This window comes from Leifsonia sp. ZF2019 (assembly GCF_019924635.1).
Classification (GTDB): Bacteria; Actinomycetota; Actinomycetes; order Actinomycetales; family Microbacteriaceae; genus Leifsonia.
Genome location: NZ_CP065037.1, coordinates 108,389 through 126,189, shown reverse-complemented (window position 1 = coordinate 126,189; position 17,801 = coordinate 108,389). Strand labels below are relative to the sequence as shown.

Genomic DNA, 17,801 nt, shown 5'->3' with positions numbered 1-17,801 from the left:
AGCCTACGGCTCAGGCCGGGACGCGGGCCAGGGCGCGCAGGCGGCTCGCCGAGGTGAGGAAGAGCGCGGCGAGCACGGCCTGTCCGAGGATCGACACCCACCCGGAGAGGCTGCCGTACCCGGCGAACGAGAAGATCGTGTTGGCCAACGCCGAGACGCCGTAGAGGGCACCGAAGACCGCCGAGAGCAGCGGGCGGTTGGTCATCCGCCACCACGGCCGGGCGGCCTGCAGCGGCTCCCCCGGCCCCCGGAACACACGCGTCACGAGATACCACCCGGCGGTCTGCAGCACGGTGAGCGCGATCGACCCGATCTCGGAGTGCAGGGCGTCGAACAGGAAGATCAGCGCGAGGTCGACGGCGATCAGGACGGCGATGACGATCGCCTTCTGCCGGGGCGTGGTGAAACGCATGGGATCCCCCTGTGGTGCTGACGCCGGTGGTGCCGGCGCGGTGCTGCCGGTGGTGCGTGCCCGTTCTGGCGGCGGGCGGTGGTGCTGGATCCAGTCTGGCCGACGCCCGGGCGAACGGCCGGGAGGCGGATCAGCGTGGGGCGGATCAGGGCTGCGAGGCCGCGCGCACGCCCTCCCACTCCCCGATCAGCTCGGGCAGCCTCGCCTGGAGGAAGCGGTAGAAGCCGGCCATGTCGCGGAGGCGCTCGGTGGCCGGGGAGCCCGGGTCGCCGACGGCGGCGAGGCCGACGTCCGCCTGGTCGGCGAGGGCGGCGTAGACGGGGCTGTTGCGGACCATGAGCGCGTACCAGTCGGAGGGGAGCTCGTACCGGTCGCGGCGGCTCGTGGACTGCGAGACGCGGCGGATGATGCCGAGGGTCTGGAGATAGCGGACGGCACCCGAGATTCCGGCCGCGCTGACGGCGAGGGTGTCGGCGAGCTCGGCGGCGGTGAGGCCGGGCTGCTCGGTCACGGTGAGGGCCATGAGCACGCGGGCCGGCATCTTCGGGAAGCCGGCAGCGGCGAGGATGGCGGCCGAGTGCTCCCGCACGTCGGCGAGCGCGGTCGGGTCCTTCGCCATGCCAGCTCCTATCCGATCGCGAGGTCTCGGCGGCGGATGAGCGCGGCGGCCGCAGCCAGGGCGACGATCGCGATGCCGAACATCCAGTATCCCCCTGTCCAGTCCACGTCACCCACAACGACGGGGGCGTCGGCGAAGGGCGAGAGGTGCCGGATCGGGTCGGGCAGGTCGATGAGGCCGCCGAAGATGCCGATGAACGCACCCAACCCGAGGGACGCCCAGCCGACCGGGATGGTCCAGCTCGGCGCGAGGACGAACACCAGTGCGAGCACCCCGAGGTAGACGAGGGCGACGGGGAGCTGAGCGGATGCGGCGACGAACGAGTCGCCGATGCGGGCGGCGTCCTCCCCCGCCGCCAGGGCCGAGAGGCCGGAGGCGAGGGCGGCCGCGACGAGGACGAGCACCACCGCGACGACCCCGACGAGCACGAACTCGAGCAGCCAGCGGACGCGCGAGACCGGGGTCGTGAGCACGGCCTCCGCCGTCCCCGCCGCCTCCTCCTGTCGCAGGCGGATGACGGACTGTACCGCGCAGGCCGCCGCGAGCACCCCGACGATCGAGAAGAACGCCGAGATGAAGAGCTGTGTGAGCGGACCGGACCCGCCCGCTCCGATCCGAGCGATGGCGGTGCGGATGTCGGAGAGACCCGGATCGTTCGCGATCGAGCTGCTGACCAGGGTCCCCAGCGCCCCCGCCAGCACGCCGGTGAACGCGCCGCCGACCGCCCAGCCGACGATGATCGGCCACTGCAGACGCCAGGCGAGTCCGAGGGAGCCGCGCAGCCACGGCCGCGCGTCACGCCTTCCCGCCCGTTCGGGGATGACGCCGGCCCCGGAGTCGCGCCCGGCTTGCAGGGAGAAGGTGACCGCGATCAGCACGGCGGCGAAGCCGAGCTGCAGCAGCAGCGGCCACCAGTCGGCCGTCGAGTACGGGGAGAACTGCTCGCCCCAGCCGATCGGGCTAAGCCAGCTGGGCCACGCGGCGACCAGGTGCGTCCCGTCGCCCTTCGGCGTACCGAGGGCGTCGCCGATCCCGCGCACCACGTACGCGAGCACCACCAGCGCCGCGGCGAAGCCGTTCGCGCCGCGGGAGGTGCTCATGATCTGTGCGAGCAGGAGGCCGACGGCCACGAACGTGATCCCGACCCCTCCCGTCGCGGCGCCCGCGGCGAACGATCCGCCCGCGGGCAGACCGGCGGCGATGAAGCCGAGCGCGACGATCAGGCCGAGCGCGATGTTCGCGAGGACCCCGTGCAGGACGGTCGCGACGGTCGGAAGCAGCCGTCCGGCCGGGGTGGAGCCGATCAGTTCCGCGCGACCCGACTCCTCCTCCGCCCGCGAGTGCCGCACAGCCAGGAACGTGTTCATCAACCCGGCGAGCAGCGCGAGGAAGGTGAAGATCTCGAAGAACGTGACCGCCGCGAAACTCGTGCCGTCGGGCAGGCCGCGCAGCAGCAGGACGGTCGGGTTCGCGATCGCGAGGCGCAGCAGCTCGGCGCGGCTGGTCGCATCCCCGTAAGTCTGCGCGATGGCGGCCGCCGAGAACGCGGCGAGCACCCCGATGCTCACGAGCCAGATGACGAGCTGCCACCGGTCACGGCGGAGGCGCTGGCGGAGGAGGGCCCGGAGCGTGCGCCCGCCGCCGGAGCCGGCAGCGGCGTGGGCGGCCGGACGGTCGGTCGCGGCGGCGGCGCTCATCGCGCGGTCGCCTCCTCCGTGTCGTAGTGGCGGAGGAAGAGCTCCTCCAGCGACGGCGGCGCGACCGTGAGGCTCTTCGCGTCCAGGCCGGCGAGGGCGCTGAGCACGGGCGGCAGAGCATCGCTGTCCGCGGTGAACGTCACGCGGCCGTTGTGCACGCGGAGGTCGTGGGCGTCCGGGATGCGCGCGAGCGCCTCCTCCGCCACCCCGTCCGCGGCGAACGACACCTCCGTACGCGTGAGGTGCCGCAGCTCCGCGAGGGTGCCGGACTCGACCGTCCGGCCGGCCCGGATGATGCTGACGCGATCGCACAGCTGCTCCACCTCGGACAGGATGTGGCTCGACAGCAGAACCGTCGCGCCCTCCCGGGCCACACGGGCGATCTCCGCATCGAAGGTCGCCTCCATCAGCGGGTCCAGGCCGCTCGTCGGCTCGTCGAGGATGTAGAGGTCGGCCGGCGTGGCGAACGCCGCGACGAGCGCCACCTTCTGCCGGTTGCCCTTCGAGTACGCGCGGCCCTTCTTCGTCGGATCGAGCTGGAAGACGTCGATCAGGCGCTTCTTGCGCTCCGCGTACGCGGCACGATCAGCCGTACCCCCGCGCAGCCGAGACAACAGGTCGATCGCCTCGCCGCCGGAGAGGTTCGGCCAGAGGCTCACGTCGCCCGGCACGTAGGCGATGCGACCGTGGAGCTGGACCGCGTCCTTCCACGGGTCGCGGCCGAAAACGGTGGCGGTGCCGCCGGAGGATCGCGCGAGCCCGAGCAGCACCCGGATCGTGGTGGACTTGCCCGCGCCGTTCGGGCCGAGGAAGCCGTGCACCTCGCCCGCGGAGACGCTGAGGTCCAGTCCGTCGAGGGCGTGCACGCGCCCGAATCGCTTCTCGAGCCCGGAGGCCCGGATCACCGTGTCCATGCGCGGAACTCTACGCTTGTTTCAGTAATTTGTGAAAAGTTTTTACGGATTACTCGCGGCGGAGTCCCTCCGAGGGTGCGGGAAGAGGTGTGCGCGCCCGCCTCGGATCAGGTTCCGCAGTCGATCGCGTCGATGCTCGCGTACTGCAGGCTCGAGGCGTCGTACGGCACCGTGTAGATGTGCGGGGTGTCCGCGACCAGCGCCACGGTGTCGGTGAACTCCTCCACCGAGGCGCCCTCGTCGTCCTCGCTGAAGCCGACGGTGACCGTCGCGGCCGGGCAGTCCTGCGGCGACGTGAGCGTGAAGTCCCAGCCATCCTCGTTGTACTTCACCCGCACGCCGTCGACGACGTACTCACCGCCGCCGGACGCGCTCGGCCCTCCTGCGGTGTCCCCGTGCGGCGCGACCGGGTGCGCCGACCCCACGATCGCGACCACCGCCACCACCACCACCACCACGAGCAGCACCGCGAACCCGCCGAGAACCCAGCCGATGATCGCACCGGTCGACGGGCCGCGGCGGGGCGGGCCGTATGGCGGGTAGGGCGCGTACTGCGGGTGTGGCGCGGGGAAGGGCGGCTGCCCGGCGTACGCAGGCGGCGCGGCGTAGGGAGGCTGCCCGGCGTACGCAGGCGGCGCGGCGTAGGGAGGCTGCGCGGCGTAGGGAGGCGGCGCGGCGTACGCAGGCGGCGCGGCGTACGCAGGCTGCAGCGGGAACGCGGGGTGCGGAGGCTGTGGCATCGGGTACGGCTGCTGCGGTGCCTGCCAGTGTGACGCCGCCAGGAGGGCGTCTCGCGCGGCGGTGAGACGATCGCGGGCCACGGTGTCGGCGGCGGGTACGGCTCCGAGCCGGGCGGCGTAGGCGCCCTCGACCTCGTGCGTGGGGGCGGTCGGGCTCACTCCGAGGAGTGCCGCGGCCTCGGCGGGGCTCAGCATGGCTCGATGCTAGTGCCCGGTCGCGTCGCGCAGGAGGCATCGCACCACCCCCGTGCGGGGCGCTCCCGCCGCACGGGTCCGCTCCACCCCGGACGCTGTCAGCACCGGGCCAGGATGCGCTGCAGCGCCGCCCGCTCCGCGGGGACGACCCACAGCCCGTACTCGGCCTTCACGGCCACCTGACGCGACGCGTACGTGCATCGGTAGGACTTCGCGGGCGGGAGCCAGGTGGCGGCATTGCCCGCGCCCTTGCGCTGGTTGGTGGGCCCGTCGACCGCCACGAGGTTGAGCGGGTCGTTCGCGAGGCGCTCCCGGGCCTCCGGGGTGAGCCGCTGAGCGCCCGTCCGCCACGCGTCGAGCAGCGGGACGACGTGATCGATCTGCACCCGCGCGGACGTGTCGACGCCGCGCTCGAAGGCGATGCGGGTGCCGGTGTACGGATCGTCGAGGGTTCCCGACACGACGGTGCACGCGCCGCGCCGAACGACATCGGAGAGGTCGCGGGCCAGGATGTCGTCGCGCGTCGAGCAGCCGTTGCCGTCCACATCCAGCCACGCCTCACCGAAGTCACCGACCCGGTCGTAGCCGGTCGCCGGGGCGCTGCCCTTGACCGGCAGCGCGGCGAGCAAGGCGCGCGCCTCCGCCGCACCCGGCACGCCCGCATCCCGGCCGGACGGGGACGCCGCGGTCGCCCCCGTTGCCGGTGCGTCCGCGGTCCGGGTCTCCGACGGAGCGGGCGCGTCCGGCCCCGTTGCGCCGTTCCCGGACATCACCGCATACCCGCAGAGCGCGAGCACGACAGCGATCGCCGTCCCCACCACGGTCGTCACGAGCCGGGCGCGGGATCGCCGCCGCGTCAACGGAGGCTGTCGCTCGGGATGCCGCGATGGAGGCCGCGGCCGCCCAGGTGGACGCCCGGACGCTCACTCGTGGCGATCTCACCCAGCTCGCGCATGACCCGGCCGTAGAACGGCGCTGCGGTGCTGTTGCGGTAGGCGCCCGGGTGCAGGTCGGCCTCGTTGCGGAGGCGGATCTCGGCCCGGGAGGCCTCGATCGGGGCGATGAGCTTGGCGCCGCTCCGATAGCGGATGAGCCGGTGCACCCATTCGTCGAGCATCTCCGGCAGACCGGCCGGCACGCGATCGTGCTCCGGCGCGAGCGAGACGCGGCCGCGGTCGGTCCCGGCGACGACCGCGCCATCGCCCTCGCGACGGCGGCGCTCCGTCGAGAGCACGGACAGCAGGTCGTCGCGGCGGTTCTGCTGCCGGGAGAGCACCTCCAGCGCATCGAGGGCGGCCGCATACTCCTCCTCGTAGACCGCGTACGCCTCGGGCTGCGAGGCGCGATCGTTCACGAGGTCGCCGCGGGCGGTGGTCGCCTGCCCGCGGCTGAGGATGGTGCGCCCGCTTCGCACGCGCTCCAAGCGCCAGGTCCAGGTGGCGAGGAGCTGCGGCATGAGGGTGCTCATGACTCCACTGTAGGAAGGTCCACCGACATCGGCTCGCCCGACACGACCGCGGCCTCCACCGGGCCGTCGAACCGGCTCGCGGCGCGGCGCACCGCGTCGTCGGGGCGCAGGCCGAGGGCGTCAGCAGCAACCGGCGTGCGCCGGCCCGCGCGGCGAGCTCGCCGGCCTCCTCGGGGGTGAGGTGCACCGGCGGATCTCCGGGCTGCCGCACGTCTGTGCCGGCCTCGCTCACGAGCAGGTCGCAGCCCCGCGCCAGGTCGTCCAGCGCCGCACAGGGTGCCGAGTCGCCGGTGTAGACGAGGGAGGCTCCCGCCGCCTCCGCGCGCAGGGCGAACGCCGGTGCGTCATGACGCACGGCGGACCAGCGGAGGGAGAGGCCGCCGAACTCTCGTTCGCCGCCGTCGGAGAGCGGGTCGAAAGCGAAGACGCGGTCGAGCTCCGGTCCGGACGCGGGGCCGAGGAAGCCGGCGAGACGCCCGCGCACATCCCCCGGGGCGAGCACGGGCAGCCGTGCCGGTGCTCCCACGTCGCCGTAGCGGTAGGCGTAGAAGGCAGGAAGCAGGTCGGCGGCGTGATCCGCGTGGCCGTGCGAGATCCACGCGGCGGAGAGACCGGCCAGCGGAGCATGGCGCTGCAGTTCGGCCAGCGTGCCCGGCCCGGCGTCGATCCAGACCGCCGTGCCGTCGTGCTCGAGCAGCATCCCGACGCAGGGCGCGCCGGGGAGCGGGTAATGGCTGGAGACGCCGAGGGTGGTGAGCCGCATCGGGCGATCGTATCGGGAAGGGGTGTGGGGCACGGCAGGGCACGGCTGTGGTTCGGCAGCCGCGGCCTCCGCCTGCGCCCCGGCGTCGTCGCAGCGCGCTAGCGTTGACGTCGCCGTGAAAGCCCTCCTCCGCCGCCCGGTCGACCGGGAGATCCTCCGCCTCGCCGTGCCTGCGCTCGGCTCGCTCGTCGCCGAGCCGGTGTTCCTGCTCGCCGACTCCGCGATGGTCGGCCACCTGGGCGTCTCCTCCCTCGCCGGGCTGGGCATAGCGAGCGCCGTGCTGCAGACGATCGTCGGGCTGATGGTGTTCCTCGCCTACTCCACGACGCCCGCCGTGGCGCGACGGCTCGGCGCCGGGGACGAACGCGGAGCGGTCGCCGCGGGCGTGGACGGCAGCTGGCTCGCCCTCGCGCTCGGCATCGTGCTGGCGGCGGCGGGATGGTTCGCCTCGCCCGCGCTGGTCGGCCTCTTCGGCGCGTCCGTCGATGTCTCCGCGCAGGCGACCCGGTACCTCGAGCTGTCGATGCCGGGGCTGCCGGCGATGCTGCTCGTCTTCGCGGCAACCGGTCTGCTGCGCGGGCTCCAGGACACCCGGACTCCGCTCGCCGTCGCCGTCGCCGGCTTCGCCGCCAACATCGTCCTGAACTACCTCTTCATCTACGTCGCCGGGTGGGGAATCGCCGGGTCCGCCGCCGGGACGGTCGCAGCGCAATGGGGCATGGTCGTCGTGTACGTCGTCGTGGTCGTCCGACACGCGCGCCGGGTCGGCTCCCCGCTCCTCCCCCACCACGCGGGCATCGGCCGCAGCGCTCGCGCCGGCGGCTGGCTGCTGCTGCGCACCGCGAGCCTGCGCGCCGCCATGCTGCTCGCCGTCTTCGCCGCGACCCGGCTCGGTCCGGACGAGCTGGCGGCGTTCCAGGTGACGATGACCGTGTTCGCGACCCTCGCGTTCGCCCTCGACGCGCTCGCGATCGCCGCGCAGGCACTGATCGGGAAGGGGCTCGGAGCGGGCGAGCTGGACGAGGTGCGCGCCGTGCTGCGCCGCTGCCTGCAGTGGGGAGTCGGATCCGGCATCGTGCTCGGCGCCGCGACCGTGCTGCTCAGCCCCGTCGCGGCCGGCCTCTTCACGAGCGACGCGACCGTCGCCTCCCTCCTGCCCGTCTCCCTCGCCCTGGTCGGGATCGGCGCACCGCTCGGCGGATACGTCTTCGTGCTCGACGGCGTGCTGATCGGCGCCGGCGATGCCCGCTACCTGGCCCTCACCGGCATCGCGAACGTCGCGGTCTTCGTGCCCCTGGCCCTCGCCGTCGTCGCCTGGGCGGCGCACGACGCGAGCGGACTCGCCTGGCTCACGGCCGCGTTCGTGTTCGGCTACCTCGGCGCGCGAGCGGTCACCCTCGGGCTGCGGGCCCACGGGCGGGTGTGGATGCGCGCCGGAGCGGACTAGCGGTCGCAGCCGAGCGGTCGCCGCCTCCCGCACCCCGCGGATCCGGAGATCCCGCCGACACCCGTACGGGACTCCGTCCGCACGGAGAAGTGAGCGGCGCGGCGGCGCCGGACTCCGGAATCAGCCCAGCCACTCCCGCGCCGCCACCACCAGCGCGCGCACCCCGGTCGGGATGGTCGGCTGCGCGAGCGGGGCGAAGTGCGGCGAATGGTTGGAGGGGATGTCGGTGTCCACGGTCCCCGCCGCGATCGCGGCCCTGACCACCTGCGGGTCGCCGCCGCCGAGCATCCAGTAGACCAGCGGGGCTCCGACCGCAGTCGCGAGGTTGCCGACATCCTCGCTGCCCGAGAGCGCTCCCGGGTCGAAAAGGGCGTCCGCACCGAACTCGGTGACGAACGCCGCGTTGACCCGGGCCGTGGCGTCGGGCTCGTTGACGGTGACCGGGTAGCGCTCGCCCCACTCCACGTCGGGCGCCTGCGGGGCCCCCGAGGCCTCCGACTCGGCACGCAGGATGCGGTCGACCGCGCCGAGCACGCGCTCGCGGACCTCCTCGTTGAAGCTCCGCACGCTGATCCCCAGCGTCGCCTCGGCCGCGATGATGTTGTTCTTGGTTCCGGCGTGCAGGGTGCCGACGGTCACGACAGCGGTGTCCTGCGGCGCGATCTCGCGCGAGACGACGGTCTGCAGGCGCATGACCGCCGACGCCGCCATGACGACCGGGTCGATCGTCGTCTCCGGGCGCGACCCGTGGCCGCCTCGGCCGTGGAGGGTGACCTCCATCGTGTCGACCGCGGCCATCGCCGCACCCGAGTGGGCGCCGAGCATTCCCGCCGGCAGCGGGGTCACGTGCTGGCCGAGCACGACGCCCGGCGTCGGGACGAGGTCGTAGAGGCCGCTGTCGACCATGACCTGCGCGCCGCCGCCGTGCTCCTCACCCGGCTGGAACACCGCGACGAGAGTGCCGGACCAGGCGTCCGTCGACCCGGCGAGCTCCTCCACCGCGCCGAGCAGGCAGGTGATGTGGATGTCGTGACCGCACGCGTGCATGACGGGCACCACCGTGCCGGTCTCGTCCTCAGTGGTGACGGTGGAGGCCCACTCGAGTCCGGTCTGCTCGCGGACGGGCAGCGCATCCATGTCGGCACGGAGCAGGACGACCGGCCCCTCGCCGTTGCGCAGGACACCGGCGACGCCGGTGCCGCCGATCCCGGTGTGCACCTCCACCCCGAGGGCGGTGAGGTGATCGGCGACGATCCCGGCGGTGCGGTGCTCGGCGAACGAGAGCTCGGGATGGGCGTGGAGATCGCGGTAGAGAGCCTCAAGATCCATACCCTCACCCTACGTGCACACGCATTCGTGGCGAATGCCGCGAGTGTGCGCTCCCCATTTGGACCGAATGCGGGGAATGGCGCCGGGAATCGCGACATGTGGTCCACATGTGCGGGGCGGGCGGCAGCGGCGGTCAGCGGCGGGCGGGGGCCGCCGTGGTGTTGCCCTGGTGGAACTCGGAGGTGAAGGACTCGGGACGCGTCTCGCGGCCCTCGAGCAGGTCGACGACGGTACGGCCCGCGGCACGGCCCTTGTCGACGGCGGGCTGGACGAGGGTGGTCAGGTCGTAGGGCCAGAGGCCGTCGACGCGGACCCCGTCGAAGCCGACGACGCTGACGTCCCACGGCACCTCGAGGCCGAGCTCCTCGGCGGCGCGGATCACGCCGGCGGCGAGGAGGTCGCTCTGGGCGACGATCGCGGTAGGGCGGGTCTTCGGGTCGGAGAGGAGGGCGGCACCGGCGAGGCGCCCCTCCTCGACGAAGGAGCCGCGGGCGACCCAGCCTCCCGCCCCCGGGAAGACGTCGTGCACGCCGGCGAGCCGGTCGATCGCCGTGGTGGAGCTGGCGGCACGGGCGGTCGCGGCGGTGAAGGGCCCGCGCGCTCGATCACGCGTGAGCGGAAGGGCGACGACCGCGACCTCCCGGTGCCCGAGATCGTGGAGGTGCTGGGCGGCGATGCGGGTCGCCTCGCGGTTGTCCTGCCCGATGGTGGGGACTCCCGCCGCCGGGTCGCCCTCGATGGCGATGAGGGGGATGCCGCGCTGCCGGAGCGTCGCGACGGACTCGTCGAGGCGCGGGCTGCATCCGATGAGCACGACGGCGTCCATGGGGGCGTCCTCGATGCGCTGCGCCGCTTCACCGGCGTCGGTGAGGATGAGGAGGCCGGCGTCGATCGCCCCGATCTCCTCCGTGATGCCGTCGAGCAAAGCGATCTTGATGGGGTCGCGGAAGGCGTCGCCGACGCGCTCCTCCATGACGACGCCCACGATGCCCGACCGGCCGCGCCGCAGCGAGCGCGCCCGAGGGTCGGGACCGGCGTAGTTGAGCTGCTTGGCGGCGGCGAGCACGCGGTCGCGTGTGGCGTCGGAGACGGGGCCGGTGCCCGAGAAGGCGAGCGACGCCGTCGAATTGGAGACGCCGGCGAGGCGGGCGACCGCGGCCAGCGTCGGCCGGGTCGCGGGGGCTGCGGTGCTGTCGTTCACGTGTGGTAGCTTAGTCGAATCGTTTCGATCGAAACGATTCGATGCCCCAAACCCGCAGGAACGCCGATGTCGCAGTCGACCCCGACCCCTCCCTCGTCCTCCGGCGCATCCGCCGGCCAGGCCTCACCCGTCAGCCCGGCGCGCAGCCGCCGTGGACTCGTCGCGTGGCGCAACGCCGTCTTCGCCGTCTTCATCCTCAGCGGGCTCGCCACGGCGACCTGGGTGGCGCGCATCCCCGGTGTCCGCGACGACCTCGGGCTGGGCAAGGACCCCTCCGCCGTGGGGCTCCTCATCCTGGGCATGTCGGTCGGAGCGATCCTCGGCCTCATCGTCTCGTCTCCGGTGCTGGTCCGCTTCGGCCCGCACAAGGCGATGTTCGCCTCCCTCACCCTCGCCGCGGCCGGTATGGCCCTCCTCGGCCTCGGCTCGAGCGTGTTCCACGCCGTGCCGATCGTCGCGGTCGGCCTCGTGCTGCTCGGCTTCGGCAACGGCGCACTCGATGTGATGATGAACGTCGAGGGCACGGCCGTCGAGCGTGAGATCGGCAAGACGCTGATGCCCCTGATGCACGCGTGCTTCAGCCTGGGCACGGTCATCGGCGCGGGCCTCGGCGCCGCAGCGGCGGCCCTCCACATCGCCGTGGCCTGGCACCTGCTGTTCGTGGCCGTGGCGCTGGTGACCGGGATCGTGGTGGCCATCCGCTTCATCCCGCGCGAAGCCGACCTCGGCGACGAGGTGGGCGAGGCGGAGCGCATCCCCTTCGGCGAGCGCATGCGTGCGGCGCTGTCGGTGTGGGCGGATTGGCGGCTCATCCTGATCGGCGTCGTCATGCTCGGCATGGCGTTCGGCGAGGGCTCGGCGAACGACTGGATCTCGCTCGCGGTCGTCGACGGCCACGGCCAGGCCAACTCGACCGGCGCCGTGGTGTTCGGCTGCTTCGTCGCCGCGATGACCGTCGGCCGCGTGGCCGGCGGGCCGATCGTCGACCGCATCGGCCGTGTCAACGCCATCCGCATCACGGCCGGGATGGGTGTCGTCGGGCTCCTCCTGTTCATCCTGGGCGGTCCGATGTGGGTCGTCGTCATCGGCACGGTGCTGTGGGGCTTCGGCGTGTCCCTGGGCTTCCCGCTCGGGATGTCCGCGGCCGCCGACGGTGCGAGCAACCCGGCCGCGCGCGTGTCGGCCGTCGCGATCATCGGCTACTGCGCCTTTCTCGTCGGGCCCCCGGTCATCGGGTTCCTCGGCAAGGAGTTCGGCCTGCTGAACGCGCTCTACCTCATCCTCGCCCTGCTGCTCGCGTCGTTCCTCGCCGCGCCGGCGGTGCGGCCGCAGAAGGAGCGCGCGTCGAGCGAGCCGACGTTCGGCTGACCCGGGCTCCGGCTCCGGCTCCGGCCCGACAATTCCGGAGCCGAAGCGCGGCACGCCGCTCAGTTCGCCGTTCGACCGGTGATTCCGCGCGCGCCGAAGGAGATCTCCGGAATAGATCGAGGCGGTCGGGGCCCCGGGGGCGGGGGGCTGCCGCGCTTCAGACGAAGGTGAGGCAGACAGGGGTGGCGACGGGGGAGGCGGCGAGGAAGCGCAGGGCGCGGGTGCGCGGGTCGAACGCGAATACAGTGACCTCGTCGCTGTCCTGGCAGGCCGCGAGCACACGGTCGCCCTCCGGCGCGATGACCAGATCGCGGGGGGAACGCCCCCGGGCGGGCTCCGTCGCGACCAGGACGGCGCGCGACACGTCGGCGTCGAACGAGAAGACCGCGATCGTGTCGTCGCCGCGATTGGTGGCGAGCACGGTGGAGCCGTCGCCCGTGACGCGGACGGCGGCCGGGAGGTTCTCGCCGGCGGCACCCGCGGCCCGGGTGGACACGGTCGAGACGCGCACGAAGCGGTCGCCGTCGCGCCGCAGCACGTCGAGGGTGCTGTCGAGCTCGTTCACGACGAAGGCGTGCCGGCCGTCGGGATGGAAGGCCAGGTGCCGGGGGCCGGCGGCGCCGGACGACAGGGTGGCCTCGGGGCGCAGCGCGAGCGCTCCTTCCTCGTCCAGGGCGTACCAGCGCACCTCTCCCAGACCGAGGTCGACCACGACGACGTCGCCGGTCTCGGGGTCGACACCGAGCTGGTGCACGTGCGGCGCCTCCTGGCGGGCGTCGTCCGGCCCGCGTCCGTCGTGCTGCACGAAGCCCGTGCGCGCGCCGATCGACCCGTCGCCGTCGAGGGCGAAGACGGAGACCGATCCGCCGCTGTACGTCCCCGCGATCAGCCGGCGCCCCGAGGGGTGGAGCGCGAGGTGCGCCGGATCCGCCCCTCCGCTGGACGTGCCGCCGAGCCCGGTCAGAACCCCGTCCTCCGAGCGCGCGAAGGCCACGACCTCCCCGTCCGGACCGGTCTCCGACACGGCGTAGACGCGCGAGCCGTCGTCGGTCGCGGCCACCCACGAGGGATTGCGGACGCGCGCGGCGACGGAGACCGCGGAGACCTCCGTCCCGTCGAACCGCGCCGCGAGGAGTCCCTCCGCGTGACCGTCGACATGGGGGAGGCGCTCGGTGTAGGTGCCGATGAGGAGATCGTGGGGCATCCCCCCATCCTGCCAGGCACGCCCCGCCCGCTCCCCCGTAGGATGTTGCGGTGCGTCTCGTCATTGCCAACTGCTCCGTCGACTATGCCGGGCGCCTGAGCGCGCACCTCCCGCTGGCCAAGCGGCTGCTGATGCTCAAATCCGACGGCAGTCTGCTCGTCCACTCCGACGGCGGCTCGTACAAGCCGCTCAACTGGATGAGCCCGCCCTGCACGCTCGCGGTCATGGAGCCGGACGACCCGCAGCGGGAGGCCGGCGTCACCGAGGTCTGGCGGGTCACGCAGGCCAAGACCGCCGACATGCTGATCGTCTCCATCCACGAGGTGCTGCACGATTCTGCGCACGATCTCGGCATCGACCCCGGCCTGCAGAAGGACGGTGTGGAGGCGCATCTGCAGAAACTGCTGGCGGAGCAGATCCACCTGCTGGGCGACGGGCACGTGCTCGTGCGTCGCGAGTACATGACCGCCATCGGCCCGGTCGACATCCTCGCGCGCGACGCGACCGGCGCCTCCGTGGCCGTCGAGCTCAAGCGGCGCGGCGACATCGACGGGGTCGAGCAGCTCACCCGCTACCTCGAGCTGATGAACCGCGACCCCCTCCTCGCCCCCGTCTCCGGTGTGTTCGCCGCCCAGGAGATCAAACCCCAGGCGCGCACCCTCGCCGAGGACCGCGGCATCCGCTGCGTGGTGCTCGACTACGACGCGATGCGCGGCCTCGACGACAGCGACAGCAGGCTCTTCTGATGGCGAACGCGCCCCGCTTCCCGCAGTCCTACGAGAACGTCCCGGTGCGCAAAGCGCTCGCGGACATCGCGGCGGAGCCGACCCTCGCCCACCTGGAGGCGCTGCTCGCGGCGGCCCTGAAGGGCGGGCTGGTCGTCGACGTGACCGGCTCCACGCCGCAGGACACTCGGCTGCGCACGATCAGCTCGACGACCGGGGAGCCCGTGCTCCCTCTCTTCACCTCGATGAAGGCACTGCGCTCGGCCGTCGGCCAGACGGCGGAAGGTGCGGGCACGACGGTGCAGGCGGTCATCGTGCCGGCGGTCGAGGCCCTCGGGTTCATCCGCACCGCGGAGTTCGTGGCCGTGCAGTTCGACCCCGGGTCGGAGCAGACGATGATCGTCGCCCGCTCCCACGTGGAGTCCGCTCTCGGCGACCGCTGAGCGAACGTACACACTGCACTAATACGATGGATGGGCTATGACCACCCCCATCACCCCCACCGTCACCCGGACGTGGACGTGCGTGCTGTTCGATCTCGACGGCACCCTGACCGACTCCGCTCCGGGCATCACCGGCTCTCTCGTGCGCATGTTCGAGGAGCTGGGCCGCCCCGTCCCCACCCCCGCCGAGCTCGTCGAGTACGTCGGGCCGCCGCTGCTGGACTCGCTCGAGAAGTTCGCCGGCATGGACGAGGCCGAGGCGCGCGCCGCTCTCGCCGTCTACCGCACGTACTACGCCGAGCACGGCGCCTTCGACAGCGCCGTCTTCCCCGGGATCCGTGGGCTGCTCGAGCACCTGCACGCCGCGGGCATCCCCCTCGCGGTCGCGACCAGCAAGCCGGAGTCGCAGGCGATCCGCATCCTGGAGCACTTCGGTCTGGCCGCGTTCTTCACGGTGATCACCGGCGCGACCGAGGACGAGTCGCGCAGCGCCAAGGCGGACGTCGTCGAGGAGGCCCTGCGCCGCCTGACCGACGCGGGAGTCGCGCTCGACCACACGGTGATGGTCGGCGACCGGCAGTACGACGTGGAGGGCGCGGGCGCCCACGGGCTCCCGACCATCCTCGTCGAGTGGGGCTACGGCTCACCCGCCGAGGCCGCGGGCGCCATCGCCGTCGTGCACTCTGCGGACCAGCTGCGGCGGCTCCTGCTCGGCTGAGTGGTTCCACAGGCCGTCGGGCCGGGAGTGTCACAGGGGCGCGAGTAGGCTGGAGTGCTGTAACACCGCACCATATACAGCACGAGGAAATATCATGCGCACCCGCACCACTCTGTTCGTCCCCGCCGCCCTCGTGGCGGCCCTCTCCATCGCAACCCTCGCCGGATGCTCCAGCTCCGGATCGGACTCCTCGTCCACTCCGAGCGCCTCGCAGACGCAGGCCTCCGTCTCGCTCCCGTCGGACTTCCCGAAGAGCGACGTCCCGCTCGTCGACGGCCAGATCGTCGTCGCCCGCGGCGACAAGGTCAACGGCTGGTCGGTCACCGTCCAGCCCACCACCAAGACCGGCTTCGCCGACGCGACGGCCGCTCTGGAGAAGGCCGGCTACACCAAGCAGGCCGGCTCGACGGACTCGAAGGCCATCTACACCGATGACAAGTACACCGTCGCCGTGGGCACCCCCGGTGTCTCGGTGACGTACACCATCACCGCGAACTAGGCTTCGCGCCTCCTCGCCCCCGGACCGCCGGCCGCCTCGCGCGCCCGGCGGTCCGTCGTCTCCGCCCTCGAGCACGCCGAGAGTTCGTGGAGTCGGCGGTTTCCGGCGGTCGGGAGGCGGTTCGGGCTCAGGAGTCGATGATGCGGACGAGCTCGTCGATGAAAGCGGTGAAGGTGTCGGCACGGCGGATCAGTCCCAGTACGGCCTCCCGGTCGCCGAAGACTTCGACGAACTGGTCGAAGACCGTCTGGAAGGAGGCGCGGCCTCCGGCGTCGAAGGCGATGAAGGCGATCACGTTGACGCGGGCGTCGCCCCAGTCCATCGCCGTGTCGTTGACGACGATCGCGATCGCTGTGCGCTTCGCGCTCATCGTCATCGCGTGCGGGACCGCGAGGGAGTCGGTGAAGGCCGTCGACGACATCTGCTCGCGCTCGATCGTCTGGTCGACGTAGTCCTGATCGATCGCACCGACGGCCATCATGCGGTCGCCGAGCGCGCGGATCATCGTGATCGCGTCGCGCGCGTAGAAATTGCGCAGGAACAGCCGCTCATCGAAGTACTCGAGCAGATCGTTCTTGATGCGTGCACGACGGCGCTGGCGGCGGATGCGGGCGACGGCCTGCCGGATGTGCTCGACATCCGTCTCCGTCACGAAGGGCTGCACGATGACCGCGTTCTCACGCCGGCCGCGCGGATCGATCGTCGTCAGCACGAGGTCCGCGTCGATCGCGGCCCAGTCCGCGTCCGCCGACGTGATAACGCTCGTGACGTCGAGCTCATCGCCGAGGGCGCTCTCGAGCCGTTCCCGCAGCAGGATGTGCATGTCGTAGTAGTTGGGGCAGACCACCGCGCAGGTGATCGCGTCGCGTCGACGGGATTGCTGCTCCAGGTAGGCGCCGACGTGCATCGCGATGTACGCGATCTCGTCGTCGTTGACCTCGATGCCCTCGGCCGCCTGCAGCCGGCTGGCGATGTAGACCGCCAGCTCGTAGATCATCGGGTAGGAGCTCTTGATGGATCGCGTCAGCGGATTCCGCGAGTACGACTTCTGGTGAGCGCGCGCGACGAGGTTCTGCACGTGGAGCGTGAGCCGCACGATGAAGTTCTCGTCGCGCAGGTCGACCAGATACTCGGTGGAGGCGCGCGCCACGATGCCGCGCACGACCTCCAGGTCGGCCTCGCTCACGAACTCCTCGACCGTGTCGCGCCCGGCGGCCGGTGCGATGACGCGCGTGCGGAGCAGGATGGCGAGGTAGCGCAGCTCCGTCGGGTCGAGCACCACGTCGAAGTGTGTGTCGACCAGCCCGCCGAGGTCGTCGGCGAGCGAGCGGATGGCCTCGCTCGTCTCCGGGTCGCCGACCGCCGGGAGCACGCGATCCTTCGCGACACGGTCGAGGGCCACCGCCATGTGCAGCAGCACGTCGTTGATGCCGTACTCGTTGACGAAGAAGCCCCGGGCATCGAGCATAGCCACGAGGTCGGATTTGAAGGCGCCCAGGCCGCTGGAGGAGAACGCCTCCTGGATGCGCGCGATATCGACGACGCCCTGGCGCATCTCGTCGCGGAAGAGGCGGCTGATCAGCTTGCGCCGGGCGATCTCCGGGCCGGTGAGGAGCACGACAGGACCCTGCCGGTGCAGGGCGAGTTCGGTGTCCGCGAGGATGCCCCGCAGCCGCGTCAGATCGGATTCGATGGTCGACTCGCTCACGAAGAGGCTCTCCGCCGCCTCATAGACGTCCACGCCCTCCGGCTCGTCGAGCAGACGACGGGCGAGGAACACGAGGCGCTCCTGCGGGGAGCCGAAGCCGGGGCCGGGGTCTCCGGAGCCGGAGTCGTCGAGGTGGGCGGCGTAGGCCTCCTGCCGCACCCGGTACCCGTTGGCGCCCGACTCCACGAGCTCGCCGAGCGCTGCGGCGTAGGTGCGGATGCTGCGCGTCGTGACGCCGAGGTCGTGGGCGAGCTCCGCCGCGGTCACCCAGGCAGCGCGGCGCGCAAGGATGTCGAGCATCCTCGTCTGCTGTGCCGAGAGCGCCACCGGAGACCACCTTCCTGGACCGAG

The 17,801-nt window shown here is 72.4% G+C and carries 17 protein-coding genes and 1 pseudogene; 6 read left to right on the top strand and 12 right to left on the bottom strand.

Annotated elements, in window-relative coordinates; translation table 11 throughout:
- Positions 1-10 precede the first annotated feature (10 nt).
- From IT072_RS00695 to IT072_RS21355, 8 genes and pseudogenes are all read right to left on the bottom strand, one after another.
- Complete coding sequence (locus tag IT072_RS00695) at positions 11-412, bottom strand: hypothetical protein (RefSeq protein WP_223358887.1); 402 nt, start codon at positions 410-412, stop codon at positions 11-13.
- 145 nt (positions 413-557) lie between these two features.
- The gene (locus IT072_RS00690; RefSeq protein ID WP_223358886.1) at positions 558-1,031 is read right to left on the bottom strand and encodes a GbsR/MarR family transcriptional regulator; all 474 of its coding nucleotides are present in this window, start codon (positions 1,029-1,031) and stop codon (positions 558-560) included.
- A gap of 8 nt (positions 1,032-1,039) precedes the next feature.
- The gene (locus IT072_RS00685) at positions 1,040-2,728 is read right to left on the bottom strand and encodes an ABC transporter permease (RefSeq protein WP_223358885.1); all 1,689 of its coding nucleotides are present in this window, start codon (positions 2,726-2,728) and stop codon (positions 1,040-1,042) included.
- Positions 2,725-3,642, bottom strand: a complete 918-nt coding sequence (locus IT072_RS00680) for an ABC transporter ATP-binding protein (RefSeq protein ID WP_223358884.1) — start codon at positions 3,640-3,642, stop codon at positions 2,725-2,727. Before IT072_RS00680 ends, IT072_RS00685 begins: the two co-directional genes overlap by 4 nt.
- A 107-nt stretch (positions 3,643-3,749) precedes the next feature.
- Positions 3,750-4,577: a hypothetical protein gene (locus IT072_RS00675; RefSeq protein WP_223358883.1), complete on the bottom strand. Its 828-nt coding sequence runs from the start codon at positions 4,575-4,577 to the stop codon at positions 3,750-3,752.
- A 98-nt stretch (positions 4,578-4,675) separates the two neighbouring features.
- Positions 4,676-5,407, bottom strand: a complete 732-nt coding sequence (locus IT072_RS00670) for an HNH endonuclease family protein (protein WP_223358882.1) — start codon at positions 5,405-5,407, stop codon at positions 4,676-4,678.
- A gap of 26 nt (positions 5,408-5,433) precedes the next feature.
- A complete protein-coding gene (locus IT072_RS00665; protein ID WP_223358881.1) occupies positions 5,434-6,045 on the bottom strand; it encodes a hypothetical protein in 612 nt (203 codons plus the stop codon).
- A gap of 178 nt (positions 6,046-6,223) precedes the next feature.
- A pseudogene (locus IT072_RS21355) lies at positions 6,224-6,745 on the bottom strand (MBL fold metallo-hydrolase); the annotation flags it as partial.
- 178 nt (positions 6,746-6,923) lie between these two features.
- Here IT072_RS21355 and IT072_RS00655 point away from each other — a divergent pair.
- A complete protein-coding gene (locus IT072_RS00655; RefSeq protein WP_223358880.1) occupies positions 6,924-8,255 on the top strand; it encodes an MATE family efflux transporter in 1,332 nt (443 codons plus the stop codon).
- Positions 8,256-8,375: 120 nt separating this feature from the next.
- Here the strand turns inward: IT072_RS00655 and IT072_RS00650 are convergent, their stop codons facing one another.
- Together IT072_RS00650 and IT072_RS00645 are read right to left on the bottom strand one after the other, a co-directional pair.
- The gene (locus tag IT072_RS00650) at positions 8,376-9,584 is read right to left on the bottom strand and encodes an amidohydrolase (RefSeq protein ID WP_223358879.1); all 1,209 of its coding nucleotides are present in this window, start codon (positions 9,582-9,584) and stop codon (positions 8,376-8,378) included.
- Positions 9,585-9,717: 133 nt separating this feature from the next.
- Positions 9,718-10,785 carry a LacI family DNA-binding transcriptional regulator gene (locus tag IT072_RS00645; protein WP_223358878.1) on the bottom strand — a complete coding sequence of 356 codons (1,068 nt, stop codon included), beginning with the start codon at positions 10,783-10,785 and terminating at the stop codon, positions 9,718-9,720.
- A gap of 66 nt (positions 10,786-10,851) precedes the next feature.
- Here IT072_RS00645 and IT072_RS00640 point away from each other — a divergent pair, with 66 nt between their 5' ends.
- Positions 10,852-12,153 (top strand): MFS transporter, encoded by a 1,302-nt coding sequence (locus IT072_RS00640; RefSeq protein WP_223358877.1) that lies wholly within the window; start codon positions 10,852-10,854, stop codon positions 12,151-12,153.
- Between the two features lie 157 nt (positions 12,154-12,310).
- On the opposite strand, the gene IT072_RS00635 is transcribed toward IT072_RS00640, so the two are convergent.
- Complete coding sequence (locus IT072_RS00635; RefSeq protein WP_223358876.1) at positions 12,311-13,357, bottom strand: lactonase family protein; 1,047 nt, start codon at positions 13,355-13,357, stop codon at positions 12,311-12,313.
- 50 nt (positions 13,358-13,407) lie between these two features.
- Between IT072_RS00635 and nucS the strand changes: the two genes are divergently transcribed.
- The 4 genes from nucS (at position 13,408) to IT072_RS00615 (ending at position 15,742) form a co-directional block, all read left to right on the top strand.
- A complete protein-coding gene (nucS, locus tag IT072_RS00630) occupies positions 13,408-14,103 on the top strand; it encodes an endonuclease NucS (protein WP_223358875.1) in 696 nt (231 codons plus the stop codon).
- On the top strand, positions 14,103-14,525 hold the full coding sequence (locus tag IT072_RS00625; protein WP_223358874.1) for an SseB family protein: 423 nt from the start codon (positions 14,103-14,105) through the stop codon (positions 14,523-14,525). Before nucS ends, IT072_RS00625 begins: the two co-directional genes overlap by 1 nt.
- Positions 14,526-14,562: 37 nt before the next feature.
- Positions 14,563-15,243, top strand: coding sequence for an HAD hydrolase-like protein (locus tag IT072_RS00620; protein ID WP_223358873.1), 681 nt, complete (start codon positions 14,563-14,565; stop codon positions 15,241-15,243).
- Between the two features lie 94 nt (positions 15,244-15,337).
- Positions 15,338-15,742, top strand: coding sequence for a hypothetical protein (locus IT072_RS00615; RefSeq protein WP_223358872.1), 405 nt, complete (start codon positions 15,338-15,340; stop codon positions 15,740-15,742).
- 127 nt (positions 15,743-15,869) lie between these two features.
- Here IT072_RS00615 and IT072_RS00610 read toward each other — a convergent pair whose 3' ends face one another.
- Complete coding sequence (locus tag IT072_RS00610; RefSeq protein ID WP_223358871.1) at positions 15,870-17,777, bottom strand: BglG family transcription antiterminator; 1,908 nt, start codon at positions 17,775-17,777, stop codon at positions 15,870-15,872.
- Between the last annotated feature and the right edge of the window lie 24 nt (positions 17,778-17,801).